This is a genomic window from Aquibacillus salsiterrae (assembly GCF_028416595.1).
Classification (GTDB): domain Bacteria; phylum Bacillota; class Bacilli; order Bacillales; family Amphibacillaceae; genus Aquibacillus_A; species Aquibacillus_A salsiterrae.
In genome coordinates this window covers 447,061-467,909 of the sequence record NZ_JAMQKC010000002.1, presented here as the reverse complement: position 1 = coordinate 467,909, position 20,849 = coordinate 447,061, and the positions used below count along the sequence as shown (strand labels likewise).

At 38.9% G+C, this 20,849-nt stretch carries 19 protein-coding genes and 1 other RNA gene; 7 read left to right on the top strand and 13 right to left on the bottom strand.

Annotated elements, in window-relative coordinates; all coding sequences use genetic code 11:
- The first annotated feature begins 70 nt into the window (after positions 1–70).
- Positions 71–499 (top strand): BrxA/BrxB family bacilliredoxin, encoded by a 429-nt coding sequence (locus NC799_RS04650; protein WP_272445188.1) that lies wholly within the window; start codon positions 71–73, stop codon positions 497–499.
- 374 nt (positions 500–873) lie between these two features.
- Here the strand turns inward: NC799_RS04650 and NC799_RS04645 are convergent, their stop codons facing one another.
- The 3 genes from NC799_RS04645 to NC799_RS04635 form a co-directional block, all read right to left on the bottom strand.
- On the bottom strand, positions 874–1,134 hold the full coding sequence (locus NC799_RS04645; protein WP_272445187.1) for an alpha/beta-type small acid-soluble spore protein: 261 nt from the start codon (positions 1,132–1,134) through the stop codon (positions 874–876).
- 300 nt (positions 1,135–1,434) lie between these two features.
- Complete coding sequence (locus NC799_RS04640) at positions 1,435–2,622, bottom strand: D-alanyl-D-alanine carboxypeptidase family protein (protein ID WP_272445186.1); 1,188 nt, start codon at positions 2,620–2,622, stop codon at positions 1,435–1,437.
- Between the two features lie 303 nt (positions 2,623–2,925).
- Positions 2,926–3,690, bottom strand: coding sequence for an SDR family NAD(P)-dependent oxidoreductase (locus NC799_RS04635; protein ID WP_272445185.1), 765 nt, complete (start codon positions 3,688–3,690; stop codon positions 2,926–2,928).
- A 419-nt stretch (positions 3,691–4,109) separates the two neighbouring features.
- Here NC799_RS04635 and NC799_RS04630 point away from each other — a divergent pair, with 419 nt between their 5' ends.
- Complete coding sequence (locus NC799_RS04630) at positions 4,110–5,105, top strand: LacI family DNA-binding transcriptional regulator (protein ID WP_272445184.1); 996 nt, start codon at positions 4,110–4,112, stop codon at positions 5,103–5,105.
- Positions 5,106–5,209: 104 nt separating this feature from the next.
- On the opposite strand, the gene aroD is transcribed toward NC799_RS04630, so the two are convergent.
- The 9 genes from aroD to secG all read right to left on the bottom strand — a co-directional run bounded on the left by aroD (position 5,210) and on the right by secG (position 13,429).
- Positions 5,210–5,977, bottom strand: a complete 768-nt coding sequence (aroD, locus tag NC799_RS04625; protein WP_272445183.1) for a type I 3-dehydroquinate dehydratase — start codon at positions 5,975–5,977, stop codon at positions 5,210–5,212.
- Between the two features lie 15 nt (positions 5,978–5,992).
- Entirely contained in the window at positions 5,993–6,523 is a 531-nt protein-coding gene (locus tag NC799_RS04620) for a shikimate kinase (protein ID WP_272445182.1), read from the bottom strand.
- A gap of 172 nt (positions 6,524–6,695) precedes the next feature.
- Positions 6,696–7,469 (bottom strand): class I SAM-dependent methyltransferase, encoded by a 774-nt coding sequence (locus tag NC799_RS04615; RefSeq protein WP_272445181.1) that lies wholly within the window; start codon positions 7,467–7,469, stop codon positions 6,696–6,698.
- An 87-nt stretch (positions 7,470–7,556) separates the two neighbouring features.
- A complete protein-coding gene (locus tag NC799_RS04610; protein WP_272445180.1) occupies positions 7,557–8,396 on the bottom strand; it encodes a cytochrome c oxidase assembly protein in 840 nt (279 codons plus the stop codon).
- A gap of 342 nt (positions 8,397–8,738) precedes the next feature.
- Positions 8,739–9,099: a transfer-messenger RNA gene (ssrA, locus tag NC799_RS04605) on the bottom strand.
- A gap of 141 nt (positions 9,100–9,240) precedes the next feature.
- The gene (smpB, locus tag NC799_RS04600) at positions 9,241–9,708 is read right to left on the bottom strand and encodes an SsrA-binding protein SmpB (RefSeq protein ID WP_272445179.1); all 468 of its coding nucleotides are present in this window, start codon (positions 9,706–9,708) and stop codon (positions 9,241–9,243) included.
- 234 nt (positions 9,709–9,942) lie between these two features.
- Positions 9,943–12,243 carry a ribonuclease R gene (rnr, locus tag NC799_RS04595; protein WP_272445211.1) on the bottom strand — a complete coding sequence of 767 codons (2,301 nt, stop codon included), beginning with the start codon at positions 12,241–12,243 and terminating at the stop codon, positions 9,943–9,945.
- A 60-nt stretch (positions 12,244–12,303) separates the two neighbouring features.
- Entirely contained in the window at positions 12,304–13,047 is a 744-nt protein-coding gene (locus NC799_RS04590; protein WP_272445178.1) for an alpha/beta hydrolase, read from the bottom strand.
- Positions 13,048–13,198: 151 nt separating this feature from the next.
- Complete coding sequence (gene secG, locus NC799_RS04585) at positions 13,199–13,429, bottom strand: preprotein translocase subunit SecG (protein WP_272445177.1); 231 nt, start codon at positions 13,427–13,429, stop codon at positions 13,199–13,201.
- Between the two features lie 162 nt (positions 13,430–13,591).
- Here secG and NC799_RS04580 point away from each other — a divergent pair, with 162 nt between their 5' ends.
- The 5 genes from NC799_RS04580 (at position 13,592) to ptsP (ending at position 19,676) form a co-directional block, all read left to right on the top strand.
- Positions 13,592–14,512 carry an alpha/beta hydrolase gene (locus NC799_RS04580; RefSeq protein WP_272445176.1) on the top strand — a complete coding sequence of 307 codons (921 nt, stop codon included), beginning with the start codon at positions 13,592–13,594 and terminating at the stop codon, positions 14,510–14,512.
- A 304-nt stretch (positions 14,513–14,816) separates the two neighbouring features.
- Entirely contained in the window at positions 14,817–15,731 is a 915-nt protein-coding gene (gene pfkB, locus NC799_RS04575; RefSeq protein WP_272445174.1) for a 1-phosphofructokinase, read from the top strand.
- A 12-nt stretch (positions 15,732–15,743) separates the two neighbouring features.
- Positions 15,744–17,633 carry a PTS fructose transporter subunit IIABC gene (locus NC799_RS04570; RefSeq protein ID WP_272445173.1) on the top strand — a complete coding sequence of 630 codons (1,890 nt, stop codon included), beginning with the start codon at positions 15,744–15,746 and terminating at the stop codon, positions 17,631–17,633.
- 51 nt (positions 17,634–17,684) lie between these two features.
- The gene (locus NC799_RS04565; RefSeq protein WP_272445172.1) at positions 17,685–17,954 is read left to right on the top strand and encodes a phosphocarrier protein HPr; all 270 of its coding nucleotides are present in this window, start codon (positions 17,685–17,687) and stop codon (positions 17,952–17,954) included.
- A gap of 6 nt (positions 17,955–17,960) precedes the next feature.
- Complete coding sequence (ptsP, locus tag NC799_RS04560) at positions 17,961–19,676, top strand: phosphoenolpyruvate--protein phosphotransferase (protein WP_272445170.1); 1,716 nt, start codon at positions 17,961–17,963, stop codon at positions 19,674–19,676.
- A gap of 205 nt (positions 19,677–19,881) precedes the next feature.
- On the opposite strand, the gene NC799_RS04555 is transcribed toward ptsP, so the two are convergent.
- The gene (locus NC799_RS04555) at positions 19,882–20,772 is read right to left on the bottom strand and encodes a carbon-nitrogen hydrolase family protein (protein ID WP_272445169.1); all 891 of its coding nucleotides are present in this window, start codon (positions 20,770–20,772) and stop codon (positions 19,882–19,884) included.
- Positions 20,773–20,849: the final 77 nt, after the last annotated feature.

The window sequence follows — 20,849 nt, the reverse complement described above, 5'->3', positions numbered from 1 at the left end:
TTCCCATACTTAACAGCTTTCACCATTGTCCTTTTTATATAGTCCAATCGAAATTTGAGGAGGAAATACGATGAATCCATATGAGCAGTATATGAAAGAGGTTTCTCAACCGATGAGAGATGAGCTAATAACAGCAGGTTTCGAAGAGTTAACGACACCAGAAGAGGTAGATGAATTTGTCTCAACAATGGAGGGAACATCTTTAGTTGTTGTAAATTCCGTTTGTGGGTGTGCTGCAGGATTAGCTCGACCTGCGGTACGTGAATCATTAAAAGGTGACAAAAAACCTAACCAATTGGTTACCGTTTTTGCTGGCCAAGACAGAGAAGCAACGGCACGAATGAGAGATTATTTTGAAGGAATTGAACCATCATCTCCATCTATGGCACTGATGAAAAACGGCCAAGTCCTCCACTTCATTCCCAGAGAAGAAATCGAAGGATATGAGATGGAAGAGATTGTAAATAGCTTAGTTAAAGCTTACCAACAGTATTGCTAAAAAGAAAAGCGCAGGCGCCTGGTCAGACCCGACAGGCATAAGACAAGCCCTGACGTGGCGGTCTTTGCCACAGAAGGGCTTGTCTTATGACCCCGAGGGGCTAGGCGCCGGAGCTGGACAAAGAAAAGCGCAGGCGCCTGGTCAGACCCGACAGGCATAAGACAAGCCCTGACGTGGCGGTCTTTGCCACAGAAGGGATTGTCTTATGACCCCGAGGGGCTAGGCGCTGGAGCTGGACAAAGAAAAGCGCAGGGCGCCTGGTTAGACCTGAAAAGCGGCAGACAAGTTTAAGCAGAAAATCTATGTGGCGCTCTTTGCCACATAGATTTTCTGCTTAAACTTTCCTATCTTGTAAGAAAAAATAAACTGTCACTTTATCCTTGATTCTTGTTCTGCATTTGTTGTTTGGCCATTTTAATCATTTCTTTCACCATATTACCGCCAAGGTTTCCGCCAACTTTACCAGCGTCTTGTGCTTTAATATTTCCGTTATATCCCTTATTCAGATGGATACCTTGTTCTTTTGCAATTTCATATTTCGCCTCGTTCGGATTACTTGTCCCAGCAACCCTTGCCTTTAGCAGGTCGAGTTCTTTCCGTGCTTCCGGAACCAGTATTTTGTTTTTATTTGACATGGACACATCCTCCTCGATTATTTGTGTATTAGCCACTAAAGACTCTTCCATAATAGTTAGCTAAGCAAATATCCTCTTTCGTGTTCTATTTTACTTGTATTATTTGATTGTAATAAAAAATCATACCTATTGAATTACAAAATAGTTTCGTGTTATTTCGCTAGCTGGAATTAGAATTCATAGAAAAGCGAAGCTGGACGTGGCTGTCGCTGAATGTTATCCATTCTTGGATTTTTTATAACTTTCTCACCTTATAAAAAAAAAAAAAAAACGACGGTATCCACAGCGGATCCATCGCTTTTATGCATTTTTTTTCCGTTTAATTATAAATGAAGAACAAATAATTATGATCAGAAATATAAATAATAGAAAGCTGTTAACTGAATAATTTGACGAAGACTTTCCTTCAACTGTCTGCTCATTTTCAGGCTTTTCCTCTTCCGACACATTGACGACAGTACTTTCTTTTACTTCTTGTTGAAGTGGAATTTCTGCTTTTAAGAGTGCATCACCTTCATTAACGATCAATGTCCCATCCTCAGATAATTTTGTAATCATATCCTTGTCTTTGTAGGTGGTTACGTACTGATTGTCTGCTAGTGTATAGGTATCACCTGTATCATTCTTATATTCACTACCTCGAGCAATAAGTTTTGTGCCAAAAGTTAGAAACCCATAATCAAGCAGTTGAATCGTATCATTATAGGTATCCATCGGTTGAATGCCGTTCATCGAGATAACAATCAAGGAGAGATTGTCCCGCTCAGCTGTAGTCATTAGCGTATAACCGGATTGATCGACAAAGCCCGTTTTACCACCAGTTATTCCCTCATAAGGCATTTCCCGCATTAACTTATGATGATGGTATAACGTTGTTTTCCATCCTTTACCGATCCATTTCATTTCCTTTGTCCCAATAATCTCACGAAATAGGTCATTTTTCATTGCATATTGGGTTAACTTAGCTAAATCATAAGCAGTTGTTTGATGCTTTGGATCGTATAGTCCGTGTGGATTAGTAAAATACGTATTTTCTAAACCAACTTTATTTTTTAAATAATCGTTAATGCTAACTTCGAATTTATCTAAATTACCATCGATATGTTCAGCAATGGCAATTCCTGCATCATTACCGGAATTAATCAATAAACCTTTTACAAGCTTTAATAAAGTAACCTGTTCACCTTCCTCTAGATACACACGGGTTCCCTCTACCTGTCTTGCTTTTTTACTAACTGTCACAATATCATTTAAATTTCCGGTTTCGATTGCATAAATTGCAGTTGCGATTTTGGTTAAGCTAGCTGGATACATTGACTTCTCACTATTTTTTTCGTAGAGAACTTGTTCAGATTTTGCGTCTAATAATATGACAGATTCTGTCAACAAATTGCTTGGAGTTGTTTCCTCTTCAGCCAATGCACTCGGTGGAATTAAAATTGCAATAAACATAAAACATATAGTTAAAAAGATAATCTGTACTCTCATGAAGTTCCCCACTTAGTTTGTCATATAAATCGGAGCTTACTTTTTGTTCCTCCGCCCATTTCTCTGTTGTCAGCTTTATAGTATGAGTCCAAGTTACATACAAAGAAGTAATCTCGCTAGTTTCTTTACAGTATCTATTATACCATTTTATCACTAGTATCCGTTACCTATTTATACTGTATTTTTGTACAGCTTAAAAGGTTATTGAAAAAGTGCGTCAAACAAAAAAGTTAACTTTGGAATAAACAAGAAGTTAAGGGGTGCACTGTCTTATTAGACGTGCACCCCTTTATCAATCTTTATTTATCTCATCAACGCACCACCATTAATTTCAATTGTTTCTCCAGTTATATAACTACTCCACTCAGAAGCTAGGTAAACAACTGTTCCACTTACATCCGTCGGAACACCTTCACGTTGAATTGGTAAGCCTTCAACCGTTTTTTTTCGAGCATCATTAGGCGTAAATGTATCATGGAAACTTGTTTCTCCGATTAACCCAGGTGATACATTGTTTACTCGTATGTTAAACGGCGCAAGCTCCTTAGCTAAACCTTTTGAAAAAGTCATTAACCCTGCTTTAGAAGTAGCATAAGGTATCGCTCCATGACCTCCTCCATTTTGCGCAGCAAGTGAAGTCATGTTAACGATCGAACCTCCAGCTTTCTTCATGAATGGAATAACTGCTTTTGTTACTAAAAACGCACTTGTCAGGTTTAAATCTATGATACGGTGCCATAATTCTTCCTCTGTCTCCTCGATTAATGTTCGCTTCACCAATCCACCAGCATTATTTACTAAAATATCAATAGTTCCACCAAAGAAGTCTGCCGATTGTTGAACAAGTGACTCTACCTCGTCTTTTTTTAATACATCGGCTTGGATTGCCAACACCTTTACTCCATAACTTTTAATCATCTGTACCGCTTCATCTGCACCTTGTTTGTTACTTCCATAATGGACAACAACATTAGCTCCACAACTAGCTAAATCCATTGCTACTTTTTTACCTATCCCGCTTCCTGCACCCGTAACTAATGCATTCTTTCCGTTTAAATCAATATTCATTCAGGTCCCTCCTCTTTACATAACAACGTTGTTATAGAAAATCAACTTATTCCATCCCCACCGGACAACCGCGCATCCTATTACCGTGAGAAAACAAAAGTGATGTAACCGCTACCATATACTATACAATAAATTATCCAAAAGAACAATGACTATTACGCTATTCATGAATTTTGGTCTTGTTATTTTGATTGTGATTATTTATAATTAAACAACGTTGTTATTTATAAGAAAAGCGCAAAGCGTAGCTGACTTTACATGTTATCTTTCATCATGTGGATTATATTTTCTATCTTTTTCTAGTTCATTCGGGAGGTAACTTCACTTCAAAAGAAGAAAAGCGCCCATTTCCTAGAGAAGAACAACCAGTAATTGTACTTGATCTTAACATTATTATCTTAAAATACTGAGGGATGTATATGAGTATAACAATAAAAGACATTGCTGAACTCGCTGGGGTGAGTTACTCAACTGTTTCGAAGGCTTTAAACAATAGTCCGTTAGTAAAGCCTAACACAAAAGCTAAAATTATCCGGATTGCAAAAGAACAAGGCTATGAACCAAACTTTGCCGCTAGAAGACTTGTGCAAAAACAGTCCCACACCATTGGTTTAGTTTGGCCGACAGTAGAAAGAGTTGCCCTTTCTACCTTAGTAACAAAAATAAAAGAAGAAATTGAAAAGCATGGATATTCAATGATTCTGTCGATAAACTCAGCATCAACAGCGATTGAAATGTTTAAACGATTTCAAATTGATGCAGTTATCGTTTTTGAAGAAACAAAGCAAAAGATGGACGCTTCTGTTTTTGCCAATCTACCAATCATATCGTATGGAACTGCGCTAAACAACGAGATCCCTTTTGTTGATGTAAACTACAGACAAGCCATGTTGTTAGGCGTAAAGTATTTAGTTGATCTCGGCCATAAACGGATATCGTTTGTTGGTGATTTTTCACCAGTTGATCAACGTCAAATCGAAAAATATGAAGGCTTTTTAGAAGCTTTTGAAAAATATAATTTGCCAGTTACCCCGCACACAATTGTAAATACGGGCGGATTGGATTGGTATGATGGGTATCATGCAACGAAGAGACTAGTGGAGACAGATTCAACTCTTCCTACTGCCGTGATTGGTAGTAGCTATGACATTAGTGCCGGAATTATTCGGGCATTACGCGAGAAGGACTTAATCATTCCAAAAGACATTTCAGTAATTGGCTATGACAATATTCCACAAATGGCCAATTTAGAAACACCTTTGACGAGCATCGGGCCACCTATCGATGTGATTGCAAAAGAGATTGTCACAACTGTTTTTATGCTAATGGATGAGAAAGACAGTGTCCCAACTATTCAAACCATTCATCCAGAATTAAAAGAACGAGCATCCTGCGCTATAGCCAAATCAACTTGAACATAAGAAAAGCACAAGTCGCGCCTTGCCCACCCCTAAGGCAAGCTTAAGCGGGCTAGGCGCCTTGAGCTAGTAAAAGGTTATCTAGAAATGGAAAGCATCCTTTATCCGACAAAGCCTTGATGCAATAACTCAAGTGAATGCCTTAAATCGTCTACCGAAACCTGTCCAGGTGCAGAAGCCTTCTTGGCCGCTGCAAAGGTTATTGCAGAACCAAATACTTCACCAGCTAAACGACTAATCACTCCTTGGCCCGCCATCGACATCGTAATAATGGGTCTGTCAGCAAATTGTTGATGCATTGTTAATGTAGCATCTAATAGCGTTAGGACATCTGTCCGGTTCCTAGGCATGACGGCAATTTTTGGTATATCTGCACCAATTGCTTGAGCCTGTTTAAGTCGAGAAACGATTTCTTCTTTATCCGGCGTCTTCGTAAAATCATGGTTTGAGACGATCACAAATACCTGATGTTGATGCGCTTCATCAATTAGCTCTTTTACCGCTGTTTTGTCTAGAAATAATTCCACATCAACAAGGTCAATTAATCCAGTTCTAATGATCGTCTTATTCAATGCAACATAGTCTGATACGGAAATTTCCCTTTCTCCACCTTCTTGGGCCGTTCGAAATGTAAAGATAAGAGGAACATCTTGAATGATTGCTCGTATGCTTGCAAGTGCTTCTGAAACGCTAGCCAATTGATCGACTTTTTCAAAAAAGTCGACACGCCACTCTACGACATCAATAGCTAAAGCATTGATGTATTGTGCCTCGGCGACTAATTCTTCAACGGACCGTCCAACCAAAGGGACACAGATTTTCGGACGTCCTTCCCCTATCGTAATATCCTTTACCTTGACAACTTGCATTCCTTCACCCCTTGTTTACATTTTTGTGAACTTATGAATTACCTCTTCTGCAACATCGTCAACACTTTTGTTGTCTGTTTCGACCTCGATATGATGTGAACCATAGATTTTCTGCCTGTCATGATACAGTTGCTCCATCTCTTCCTCGCTTTTACCTTGTAGTACCGGACGACTATCAATAATCAAACTTACCCGCTCTTGCCACTGTTCCCACGATAGACTGAGAAAAACAACCAGACAATTTTCCAAACAAACGTCACGTACCTCTGTTTGCAAAAAAGCTCCTCCCCCTAAGGATAGCACTTTATTTGACTTACGACTGTATCGCTCAATCAGTTCCTTTTCCTTTTGTCTAAAAGCTTTTTCACCGTGGACTTTAAAAATGTCGGATGGTGGCATACCAAATTCCTTTTCAATTTCCTCATCTATATCAACAAACGTCCGCTTTAATTGATCCGCGAGACGTTGTCCAACTGTTGTTTTCCCGACCCCCATAAAGCCGATAAGGACAATGCTTTTTTCCTGTTGCAAAGATTGTTTCTGCATTTTACACCGGTGACCTCCTAGCGTTCTATTTCGTTAAAAAACTTTAATTATCATCATACCTTATTTCTAGTTTTTTAACTAGACTGTTAAAGTCATTTCTGACATAACAGAAAGAAAATTGAGCCGAGGCCAAACAGCCCTGGGATCTTCTTATCTATGAATAAGAGTACATTTATAACTCAATTATTCCATAGTGAAACAAGGAGGTTTTTCGCTTTTGTTGCGTAAAACCTAGTTCGACGAATCGTTTACTTTTCCAATGATCTTTGATAACTACCCGAGATTTGGCAACTCGTTTGGCTTCCTCAATCAGCTCAAAAGATATATCGCTAGATAGTGTCTGTTCTCTAATCACATTGATCCCGTCGGATGTATCAATGCCAGTTTGGAACATTGGATCGATATAGACAACATCAAATGAATTAGTTTCTAGCTTTTTTAAATATAACAAATGATCACTATGAACAACGTTAATCCTTCTCATAGCCTGGTCAAATGGCTTTGATGTAGTTGAGACGGACTGTAATCCCTCTTTAATTAAAAAGTATAGTAAATGACTACCCTCAATACCTGTTACTACTCCCCTTTCGCTAACTGCAATACTTGCAATAATGCTATCTGAAGCAAGTCCTAGTGTACAGTCTAATAAGGACATACCTTCTTTTAATTTTGTTGCTTGAATAAAAGGATCAGCTTCTCCTTTAAAAAGCCGCTTCGCCCTAACCATGGCAAGATTAGGATGAAAGAATAATTTAGCACCATTTTGTAGTGGGGATATATACAGTTGATTTTTTCCAACGACGACAATATCTGCCTGATACCTGTCTTTCAAAGACGCAACAGAAACACCAGTTCTTTCAATGTATCGAATAGAATAAGAAGCAGCTAATGCTTTCGCTTTCGTTGTTAATTCACTTGTCGATCTTCCTGCCGTTGTTATGAGCATCTTTTTTCATCCTAACCAACTGTTTTTTATTACATTATACAAAAAACAGCTACCAGGGATAAACGGTACTTCACTCTTAAGTTTAACTCACTTTCCATTATCCTCACTCGGGAGCGGGTCTACTTTATGATGTAATGCTTTCTGTTTTTGCACCCATCGATAAACAATTGGTAAGAGTATGATGGCTAATGTGAATTCCTGTATGACATTCATGAATATCCCACCTGCTCGTTGATCTTCAAGCGGCGGTAAAAAGCCAAATAGCTGTGGAACACCGGTGTAGGCATGGAACATGAGTGAACTTGAAAACATAATCATCACGCAAACAGGATATAACAACACGACATTCAGTAAAATATACCCCAGTTTTAATAAATCGCTAAACAACTCCATTTCTGGTAATGGACAAATGATGTTCCACCACATACAATACGCCATAATCAGCATAATTGTACGTGCTAATAAGCCTAACCCAGGGTTTTCAGTAAAATAATCAAAGATAATTGGGAAATGGTAAAAGGATACTAACGCATTAAATACAACAACAATTATCCAAGGACGATTACAGGCTGTGACAATTTTCTTTATTACCCCTACGTTAAATAGTGGCCTTAACATCCAATCGGGAATACCGAAGAAAATAAGCGGAGGCATGACAAAGTAAAGCAATGACATTGATAACATATGTACGCTGAATAAATAGGAACTAAGTATGCTTAACGGCCCACCAATTGTTATGTAGCCTATTACTATGCCTGACAAAAAAAGCACCTTTCGATAAAGTTTTACTGGCTTTGATTGCTCAAAGTATTTCCTGAAAGTTCCGGTGAGCAACAGATAGATAGCCCCAATCAAGCCAGCTAATATCATCCACTTCAAATCCCAGAAATCAGTAAAATCATAAGAAGACATGACTTGTCCAAACACGAAATTCCCTCCTTTACACTTTATAAAAATTAGCTATCGTAAAGTATGTTGCATTCTCACTCTCACCGTACAACAATGCGAGTGATCATACATCAACTTAGCGATATATTATATTGTTTATTGTAAATATTCTCATATAAACATATTAACATATAAAAATCATCATCATTCATATTTATTGTAGTTGTAGCAACTACTGATGTCAATATATGCACACTTTATCACATATCGACATTTAGATGGTTAATATGCAGCACAATTAAACGTAAGCAACTTTTTCTGGATGGATTCCTAAATGCTTAACATCAAAATGAAAACACAAAAAAACCACCAATTATGTATTGGTGGAGACGGTGGGAATCGAACCCACGTCCAGAGGTATCGGCACTCAGGCGTCTACATGCATAGTTGATATATTATCATTCGCTTACTATTCAGCCTACCAACTGGCTTCCTAGCAGCTAGCCTGATTAATCTCTTCTATCCATCCTCAGGCGGAGGACGATAGCGTAGCCCACTTCATTTGAGACCCTTCTATCTACCACATGGGCGATGGTAGGAAGGATCCTTTAGTGCTACTTACGCAGCTGCTAAAGAGTAATTGTTTTCTTTGCCAGTTATTATTGGCGTTAACGTTTTACGAGTCGTAACCTCGGCACGCAACCTGAGCTCGACCTACCCCTGTCGAATCCGTAACGTCCCCATGATAAAAGGGTCGTGCGGAAAACAAGAATATGAGCTTTCTTGCTTATTAAGTTGTTATGTCTAATATCGACATATTTCATTATAACAAATCACATAAACTTTTCAAGTCTTCTGCGTTGGTAATGACTGGTAGTGCCTTTTACTGTAAGCTACTTTTAATCGCCCTGTCAATGTCACGCTTCGCTTGCTTCTGTTTTAAATCTTCACGCTTATCGTATTTCTTTTTACCCCTACCAAGGCCAATTAAAACTTTCGCTACCCCATTTTTAATATACATCTTTAAAGGAATAAGTGAATACCCTTGCTGTTGGGTTTCACCGATTAACTTATCAATTTCTTTACGATGTAGCAACAGCTTTCTTGCACGTGTAGGGTCATGATTAAACCGATTTCCTTGCTCATATGGCGATATATGCAGGTTGTGTAACCATGCTTCCCCTCGGTGATCCACGCGGGCAAAGCTATCCTTCATGTTAACTCTTCCATTTCGAATAGATTTTATTTCTGTTCCCTGAAGAACAATACCAGCTTCATATGTCTCTTCAATAAAAAAGTCATGACTCGCTTTTCTGTTTTGGGCTAATACTTTCCCTTGACCTTTTGGCATAACCGCTTCCTCCTATTTTATCCGTGCAACTTATTTTAACAGATAAAATAACGATATTTCAACTTTAAGAAGCACAGGGCGCCTTGCTAGACTAAGGCAGGCATAAGACAAGACCTACGTGGCGCTCTTTGCCACAGAAGGGATTGTCTTATAACCTTAGGCGGACTAGGCGCTGAAGCTGGATAGCTCTTGATGAGTCCTTTAAAAAGGGAAAAGGAGACGCGTCTTCCACCCCTATCTTTTTTTCCGCTTTTTCCCGCTTTTTTTATTCTTGGGTGCCCCTTTCGGAGGGCCTACATTTCCTCTTGGCTTTCTTCCGGAACCGCCACCTAGTTTCGGACCACCTTGTTTGGCAGTCGCTTTACGAGTAGAGATTACTTTTGGCCTGTCAAAAGTAATTCGTTCCTTGCGCGGTTTCATTCCAACAACTTCAAAGTCAATTACTCGTTCTTCCAAATTAACATTGGCTACTTTAACTGTAATTTCATCACCAACTCGGAAGATGTTACCTGTACGCTCCCCGATCATTGCGTGAGATCGTTCATCAAAGTGATAATAATCATCAGTTAAATAGCTTACATGCACAAGGCCTTCGATCGTGTTCGGAAGTTCCACAAACAATCCAAAATTTGTTACTGAGCTAATTACCCCATCAAACTCTTCGCCGATTTTATCCTGCATATATTCTGCTTTCTTTAAATCATCTGTTTCACGTTCCGCATCAACTGCAGCTCGTTCCTTATCCGAAGAATGTTTGGCGATTTCAGGCATTTTATCTTTCCAATGATTTCTCGTTTTTGCATCGAGCTGTTTATTTACTAAATAGGTACGAATCAGGCGGTGAACAATTAAATCCGGATACCGTCTTATTGGTGAAGTAAAATGTGTATAAAAATCGGTTGCAAGGCCAAAGTGACCAATACTTTGCGGATCATATTTTGCCTGTTTCATCGAACGAAGCATTAGCTTAGATATAATCATTTCCTCTTGCTCACCTTGGACTTCTTCTAGTACCTTTTGTAATGCTTGTGGGTGGATTTCATTTGATGTCCCTTTTACGACATAGCCTAATGTGGCAATAAACTCAAAAAAGCTTTGTAGTTTAGCCGGGTCAGGGTCTTCGTGAATACGATGAATAAATGGAACATCCATCCAATGGAAATGTTCCGCAACTGTTTCATTAGCAGCTAACATGAACTCTTCAATCAACCGCTCAGCAACTGAACGTTCCCGAATGACGACATCTGTTGCTTTTCCGTCATCGTCGACAAGCACTTTTGCTTCTTTAAAGTCAAAGTCGATTGCTCCACGTCCGAACCGTTTTTTCCGCAAGATAGAGGCCAGTTCCTCCATGTCTTGGAACATAGGCACCAATTCTTTATAATGCTCAATCAATTTCTCATCTTTGTCTACTAGGATTCGATTAACATCATGGTACGTCATTCGTTCATTAGTTCGGATTACACTTTGGAAAATTTCGTGATTAACAACTTCTCCACGTTGATTGATTTCCATTTCACACCCTAATGTTAGACGGTCCACTTGCGGATTCAAGGAGCAAATCCCATTTGATAAGCGGTGAGGAATCATTGGAATAACACGATCCACCAAATAAACACTAGTAGCACGATCTGCCGCTTCTTTATCAATTGGGGAGCCTTCCTCAACATAATAGGAAACATCAGCAATATAGACCCCAAGTTTATAGTTGCCATTTGCTAACTTTTTCACGGTAACAGCATCATCCAAGTCTTTAGCATCTGCACCGTCAATCGTCACAATCTTTTCATCCCGAAGGTCACGACGATTTTCAATTTCCGAAGGCTTGATTTGGTCTGGAGTGTTAGCAGCTTGCTGCAATACCTCTTCTGGAAAATCAATCGCAATCCCGTGTTTATAAATTATAGAAATGATATCCATACCAGGATCATTCTTATGCCCTAGGATTTGAACAACTTCCCCTTCAGCGCTCATTCGTGCCTCTGGATATTTAGTAATTCTAACAATTACCTTATGTCCGTTAACAGCACCCTTGGAAGCATTTTTCGGGATAAAAATATCATTTGTAATCCGCTTGTCATCGGCTATGACAAAACCGAATGCTCCGTTATCGTCATACGTACCAACTAACTCGGTCACAGCCCTTTCTAAAATACGGATAACAACACCCTCTGGTCGTTTTCCTAGTTCGTCACGACCATCGATCCGAACTAACACGCGGTCATTATTCATTGCTGATTGTAGGTCAGCATGGTTAATATACACATCGTCCTGGTCTTCATCATCAGGAATTAGAAATGCGAAACCTTTCGCATGCATTTGAATTTTCCCTCGAATCAAATTCATTCTTTCCGGTGGACCATACCTATTTTTTCTAGTTCGAACTAATTCTCCTGACTCTTCTAATTCATTAAGTACTTTCATTAGCGTCGTAAATTGGTCAGCATCTTGTGAATCTAATATCTCCTCGATCTCTTGAACAGACAAAGGTTTAGATGCATTGTCCCTGAAGTAATCCAAGATGACCTGTTTCATTTCATTACTATTCAAGCGCTCACCTTCCTTTATTTTTGACAAGTTTGTCTTTATTATTGGCTAATTCCATTCCAATGATTCTAAAAATCGATAGATATCTTCATGGAGTTGTTCTTTTTCTTTATCTAATGTGATTACGTGACCTGACTCTTCATACCATTTGATATCCTTCTTATCTGATTCAACATTCTCGTAGATGTATGTAGCACTTGATGTATTAATCATCTGGTCGTTTCGTGCTTGGACGACAAAGGTAGGCGTATAAATCGTATCGACATTTGCCTTGACTTCTTTAATCAACCCACCCAATTCATCAAATAAAGCTTTGGAGTTTGCCAATAATGTGTCCACCTCTTGCACAATTGTCGTCTCATCTTTCTTCTCTAATTGTTTATATTCGGTAGCAAATTGTTTAAATCCTTTAGTAAGTTGTGTTTCGTTATCAAAAAACATAGGAGCACACATCGGCATAACGCCCGTTATTGCCTCAGAGTATGCAAGTTTTAAACCTAAGACACCACCGAGCGACAATCCCGCAACGGCAATTTTACGATGTCCGATTCGTCGTAAATGATCGATTGCCTTTAAAACATCTTCCCACCACTGTTCTGGGGTAGCCTTGATTAACTCTTCTGGAGGTGCACCGTGTCCACGATAAATTGGTGCATGGCACGTATAGCCTTGTTTTTGCAAATATCTTCCTAGCATTCGTACATCAGCAGTATGACCAGTAAATCCATGTAGTAATAATACCGCACGTTTACCTGCTTCAAACGTAAATGGTTGAGGTTGTTTTATTTTCATGTTGAAACGTTCATCTCCTCTGTCACTTTTCTACCACTATCGTATCAAAGTCTTTCCTAAAATACACAAACATTGATTTTTCATGAGTAATCCCCTATGAAAAATGAACAAAACCCCCTACTTTAAATTAGTAAGGGGTTTATGATTATCCTTATATGACATAGCCTAACAAGAAAGTTAAGACAAACAATAATGCTCCTGCCACAACGGTTGCACGATGCAATACTGCATCAATACCACGTGCCTTTTGTTTACCAAACAATTGCTCTGCCCCACCTGAAATTGCACCAGACAAACCAGCACTTTTACCAGATTGAAGAAGGACTAGGATTATAAGAGCTATTGCATCAATTACTAATAACGTTATCGCAACTCCTGCCATGTTGCGTACACCTCCTAAGACGCACTATTACATATAGTTAATGTAGCATATGACTTGTACTAGTGCAAGTTAAACTTAGTATTTTCAAACCACACGTGTAAGCGCTATGATAGGTAATATAATCATTAACTTTAAAAAATTAATAACAAAGGAGGTAACGTAATGCCAGACATCCACTATTGGTTACCTGTATCTGACGGGGTACAAATTTTTGTAAAGGGCTGGACGCCACTGTCACAGCCAAAAGCAATTGTGCAAATTGCCCACGGCATGGTTGAGCACATCGACCGATATGACGGATTTGCTCGTTATTTAACCGATCACCAAATTGCAGTAGTCGGAAATGATCACCGTGGACATGGAAAGACCGGAGAAAAGACTTCCTCGCTTGGTGTATTAGCAGACGCTGATGGGTTTGAAAAGGTAGTAGAAGATTTATTGGTAGTTACGAAGGATTGGCAAACCAACTATCCCGGCACACCTATTTTTCTATTAGGCCATAGTTTTGGCTCGTTTTTAGCAAGACGCTTTATTCAGAAATATAGTGACAGGATTGATGGAGTCATTTTAATTGGAACGGGGCAGGAATCAAACGCTGTCCTGTCCATGTCAAAACTGTTAGCTAATTTTTTACAAAGAAATGGTAAAGCTTCTCCTTCTTACCTATTCAACCGTCTTATCTTTGGACAATATAAAAAAACTGTTCGTGACGCTGTAACTGATTTTGATTGGTTAACTCGTGATCAAACAGAAGTAACAAAATATCTCGATGACCAACATACCGGATTCATCCCAAGTACGTCGTTTTTCCACGATATGTTTGATGGGATGATTAACGTTCAAAAGAAGCGATGGAATGAACAAATTCGGAAAGATTTGCCTATATTGTTATTAAGCGGGGAACGTGATCCGGTCACAAAATTCGGGAAAGGCCAAATACAAGTTGCGACACATTATCATTCAGCAGGAATAGATCATGTTCAGCATAAAGTTTATTCTGGAGCTAGACACGAACTATTGAACGAAACGAATAAACGAGAAGTATATCAAGATATTGTAAAGTGGATAACTGAGCAAATCTAACCTTAGGGAAATTCGGGAAACAGCCAAACTTCGTGTTTGGCTGTTTTTTGAACACAAATGATTGTTTTTGACCAAAAATGATTATTTGTGATTGAAAAAATAATCTGGTTGCTATATTATGTTAGCTGAACAACATTCAAATTGAAAATGCGGTTACCTCGTAGATGAGTATCTTAGCGTATTTCCTTCTAATGATTTGCAAACGCTACAAATAGAGGATACGAGGATACATTCAGACTTTCGTAATTTTCCAGTGAATGGAAGACATTCTTCTAAATTATCTTTTCGTAAAGGTTGTGACAACATGATCTACACATGTACATTAAATCCTTCGGTTGATTATATTCTCCATGTAGATGAATTCCAAACTGGAGAATTGAACCGCGGATATCAGCCTTCCTATTATCCAGGAGGCAAAGGAATTAATGTTTCACGCGTTCTAAGGCGATTGGGAGTGGATAATACCGCACTTGGATTCCTTGGAGGTTTTACCGGGACTTATATCGACGAAAAACTTTCTAGTGAAAATATTGCACATTCATTTATTTCTATTTCAGGGGATACTAGGATTAACTTAAAACTAAAGTCTTCCGTGGAAACGGAAGTAAATGGCCCAGGTCCCATCATTTCAGAAGCGGAACTAGATGAACTCTTATCTCAAATAAAAGCAATAAACGCAGGTGATTACCTTGTAGCATCGGGCAGTATTCCAACTACAGTACCAACTGATTTTTATAGTATGCTTGCAAGTATTTGTGAACAAAATAACGTTCACTTCATTGTTGATACTTCAAGCCAAGCACTGAAAGAAATAATTGGTTCAAAGTTATTCTTGATTAAACCTAACCATCATGAATTAGGAGAATTGTTTGAAACAACCATTCGTTCTTATGAAGACGCAGTCCACTTTGGAAAAAAATTGCAAAGAAAGGGAGCAATTCATGTCATTATTTCAATGGGTGGAGATGGTGCTGTATACGTTGGTGAGCACGAGTCCTATTACGCCAAAGCCCCAACAGGACAAGTGAAAAACACAGTCGGTGCCGGAGATTCGATGGTTTCAGGGTTTTTATCAGCATACACAAAGAGTGCAAATCCGAAAAAGGCGTTTCAATATGCGATTGCGTCAGGCAGTGCAACTGCATTTAGTGACGACCTTTGTACGAAAGACGATGTCAAAAAAATACTAGACCAAGTTTTGGTTACATCGATTGATTAAGGAGGGTTATTAATGAATATTACAGATTTACTAAAAAAAGATACAATACTACTCGACCTTGGCTCTAATTCAAAAGAAGCTGTTATAGATGAATTAGTCACCAAGTTAGACCAAGCAGGACGACTAAACAATAAAGAAAAATTTAAAGAAGCTATCCTTGCACGTGAAGCACAAAGTACAACTGGCATTGGTGAAGGAATTGCCATCCCACATGCAAAAACAAGTGCCGTAAAGACGCCAGCAATAGCCTTTGGTAGATCTAAGCAAGGGGTAGATTACAGTTCCTTAGATGGTCAACCCTCTCACCTATTTTTTATGATTGCAGCTTCAGAAGGTGCGAATCAAACACATTTAGAAACATTATCTCGATTATCTTCTTTTTTAATGGACGATAACTTTAGAAAAAAACTTGAAAAAGCAACAAGTGCAGACGAAATCATGGAAATTGTTAATGCAAAGGAAAAAAAAGAAGCTGAGGATGACATCCCAGAAGATGCTCCATCAACTGGTGGAAACATCCTTGCCGTTACTGGATGTCCTACCGGAATTGCACATACTTTTATGGCAGCAGACAAATTAAAAGCTACTGCAAAAGAAATGGGCGTGTCGATTAAAGTAGAAACCAATGGCTCTGGTGGAGTAAAAAATCGTTTAACACCAGAGGAAATTGAGAAAGCAGACGCGATTATTATTGCGGCTGATACCAAAATTGAAACCGAGCGATTTAAAGGAAAACCGCTTATTCAAGTTCCTGTTGCAAAAGGGATTCACGAGCCGCGCCAATTAATCGAACGAGCTGTTCGAAAAGATGCGCCGATTTATCAAGGTAGTGGTGGGTCTAGTAGTAGTGATGCTGATGCAAAGGGAAGAACCGGTTTTTATAAACACTTAATGAATGGTGTTTCTAACATGCTACCATTTGTTGTTGGTGGCGGTATTTTAATTGCAATCTCTTTCCTTTTCGGGATTTATTCTGCAGACCCAACAAGCGACCAATATAACCGGTTTGCTGAGATGTTGATGACGATTGGTGGAAGTAACGCCTTTTATTTAATGGTTCCTGTCTTGGCTGGTTTTATTGCTTCTAGTATTGCAGACCGACCAGGCTTTGCTCCAGGGATGGTTGGTGGATTAATAGCGATAACTTCTGGAATTGAAGGAACGTCTGGATCAGGTTTCTTAGGTGGTTTAATTGCAGGATTTCTTGCAGGTTATTTAACACTACTCGTTAAAAAAGGATTGGAAGTACTCCCGACATTATTTGATGGTTTAAAAACTGTTTTACTATACCCAGTATTATCGATTGGTTTGACTGGTTTGGTGATGTTAATCATCAATCCACCGTTAACAACGATTTATACAGGATTATCTGATTGGTTACAAGCACTTGGAGATGCCAACTTAGTTCTGCTTGGAATTATCCTAGGTGGGATGATGGCAATCGATATGGGTGGTCCAATAAATAAAGCCGCTTATACGTTTGGGATTGCGATGCTTGATGCAGATCAGTTCCAATTTATTGCAGCGATCATGGCTGGTGGTATGGTACCGCCGCTCGCAACAGCATTAGCGACAAATATTTTCAAAAATAAGTTTACAGAGCAAGAGCGTCAAGCAGGTAAATCAAACTATGCACTAGGTGCTTTCTTCATAACTGAAGGGGCAATCCCGTTTGCTGCAGCAGACCCGGCAAGAGTAATTCCTTCAATTATTATCGGTTCCGCAGCTGCAGGTGGGTTGTCGATGTTGTTTGATATTGGACTTCGTGCCCCTCATGGTGGTATTGTTGTAGCTGGATTAGTCGACGGAAATCCATTATTGTATCTTCTCGCTATATTAATTGGTACAATTATCAGTGCTTTTCTTATAGGATTCTTGAAAAAGGACCTAGAAAAAGAGTAAAATTATGTTGTAGTGTATCCGAATTAATTTATTTTATAGGAGGTTTTTTAAATGGCAGTAGAAAAAACAGTAACAATTACAGATCCAACAGGTGTTCACGCACGTCCTGCAACAGTTCTAGTTAACAAAGCTGGTAGTTTCGCATCAGAAGTAAATGTTGAATACAACGGTAAAAAAGTAAACCTTAAGTCTATTATGGGTGTCATGTCTTTAGGCATCCCTAAAGACTCAGAAATTACCATCTCTGCTGAAGGTTCCGATGAGCAAGAAGCATTGGATGCAATTGTTGATGCGATTAAACAAGAAGGACTAGGAGAGTAATAGTTAATGAGTAATTTACGCGGCATAGCAGCATCGAGCGGAATCGCAATTGCTAAAGTATATAAGCTTGCGGTTCCGGACTTAACAATAGAACAAAAAACCGTGGAAAATCCAGAAGTAGAAATCAATCGACTATCACAAGCACTTGAAGTATCAAAACAAGAGCTAGAAATCATCAAAGAAAATGCTAAAAAATCTTTAGGTGATGAGCATGCCGAGATTTTTTCTGCCCACTTACTTGTTCTTAGCGACCCTGAAATGATTCATCCGATTCATGACAAAATCAAATCTGAGAAGGTTAATGCAGAAGCAGCACTAGAAGAAACGGCGAACATGTTTATCAACATGTTCAAGGCTATGGATAACGAATACATGCGAGAGCGTGCCGCTGATATCCAGGATGTAACAAAACGTGTGATGGCACACTTACTTAATGTTACATTCCCTAATCCTGCATTAATTGACGAAGAAGTTGTTATTGTCGCTGAAGACTTAACACCTTCAGATACAGCACAATTAAACAAACAGTTCGTTAAGGGGTTCACTACAAACATTGGTGGACGTACATCCCATTCTGCAATCATGGCTCGTTCTCTTGAAATTCCAGCCGTAGTTGGAACAAAAACAATTATGAGCGATGCCAAAGAAAATGACTTAATTATCGTTGACGGTATTGATGGTGATGTTATCTTAAACCCAACGGAAGAACAGATTACGTCTTATAAGCAAAAGCACGCAGAATTTGAGAAGCAAAAAGAAATCTGGGCACAGCTTAAAGATGAACCTACTATTTCTTCTGATAATCACCACGTCGAGCTTGTTGCCAATATCGGTACACCTGAAGATGTTACTGGTGTTGTGAATAATGGTGGCGAAGGTGTTGGGCTTTATCGTACCGAGTTCTTGTACATGGGTAAAAGTAAATTACCGACAGAAGAAGAGCAATATGAAGCTTATAAATCGGTTCTAGAACAAATGGGAGACAAGCCTGTCGTTGTACGCACGTTGGACATTGGTGGCGATAAGGAATTAAGTTACTTAAAGCTACCTGAAGAAATGAATCCATTTTTAGGATTCCGTGCGATCCGATTATGCTTAGAACGCGATGATATTTTTCGTACACAGCTACGTGCCTTACTGCGCGCTAGTGTATATGGAAACTTAAAAATCATGTTCCCGATGATTGCTACATTAGATGAATTCCGTCAAGCCAAAGCACTATTGCTTGAGGAAAAAGATAATCTGAAGTCAGAAGGTACCGTTGTCTCCGATGATATCGAAATTGGTATTATGGTGGAAATACCTTCTACAGCAGTGATCGCACGACAGTTTGCTAAAGAGGTTGATTTCTTTAGTATTGGAACGAATGATTTAATCCAATATACAATGGCAGCTGACCGAATGAATGAACGAGTGTCATACTTGTATCAGCCTTATCATCCAGCAATTTTAAACCTTGTCAATAATGTGATTGAAGCTGCTCATGCAGAAGGTAAATGGGCTGGTATGTGTGGTGAGATGGCTGGTGATTCAATCGCAATTCCTATTTTACTTGGTTTAGGATTAGACGAATTTAGTATGAGTGCTACCTCCATTTTACCAGCACGCACTCAAATCAGAGGTCTCTCTAAACAGGAATTAGCTTCTTATAAGGAGCAATTGTTGTCAATGAGTACCGCTGATGAGGTTGAAGCATTTATTCGTGAAAAAACAAATCAATAATTGTTCACGCTCCCCACTTATTTCAAGCGGGGAGTTTTTTATAAGAAAAGCGCAAGTCGCGCCTCACTCATTCGGACTCATAAGGCTTTATCTTCTCTCTCCTGTCCGAATACTGCCTCTACTCGGAAAAATAAAATCGGTGTCTGAATGACTACATTCAGACACCGATTTTTCCCATTGGTAGAAAGCAATAATCCATTTTACACTACTCAGAGTATGTTGATATTGCTCGCTCTAGCTTTGTTTTGCCTAAGTCTGGGTAAAGGTCAACGCGTCGATCTCTCCAGGTTGTAACAGAACCATGACTTCTGACGTCATATAATAAAGATAAATCCAAATCAGCTGTAATTACCATGTCAGAATTAATTTCCCCTTCCATCAAAACACCGGCCTTTGGAAAAGGAATGTCATTAGGGGTAATTACCGCTGCTTGTCCAAAGTTTGATCTCATGAAATCCACAGTTGGTAATGCGCCAATTGTGCCTGTTGTTACGAGATAGACTTGGTTTTCAATCGTTCGTGCATGACAAGTATATCTGACTCGGTGAAATCCATGACGGTCGTCTGTACAAGAAGGCACGAAGATGATATCTGCTCCCATTCCTCTCACCATACGAACAATCTCCGGAAATTCAATATCATAACAAGTAAGGATTGCAACCTTACCTTTATCAGTATTAAATATTTGAACACCTTCACCTTGTGTTAGTTTCCATTCTGTTAATTCCCAAGGCGTTAAATGTAATTTAGCTTGGTCTTCAATCCGACCGTCTGGATAAAACATATGGGCAACATTATAAAATTTACCATCTCTTTCGACAATGTGTGTACCTCCAATAATATGTGTTTTAGTTTCCATTGCAAGAGAAGTAAACAACTCATAATACCGGTCTGTATATGCTGATAATCCTGTATAAGTACGATCTTTTTGATCGGTGATTGATAATAATTGGGTAGTTAAGAATTCTGGAAAAAGTATAAAATCTGAATTAAATTCAGCTGCCGATTTGACGTAATGGGTAACTTGATTCGCAAAGTCCTCAAAGGTGTTAATACTGTGAAGATGGTACTGAACTGCTGATACGCGAATTTTCAATCTGCCATTTCTCCTTCTTTCCTAAAAATTTTATTTTAATACATGCACGGTAATTACTTTCAATAAGATGCGTATTA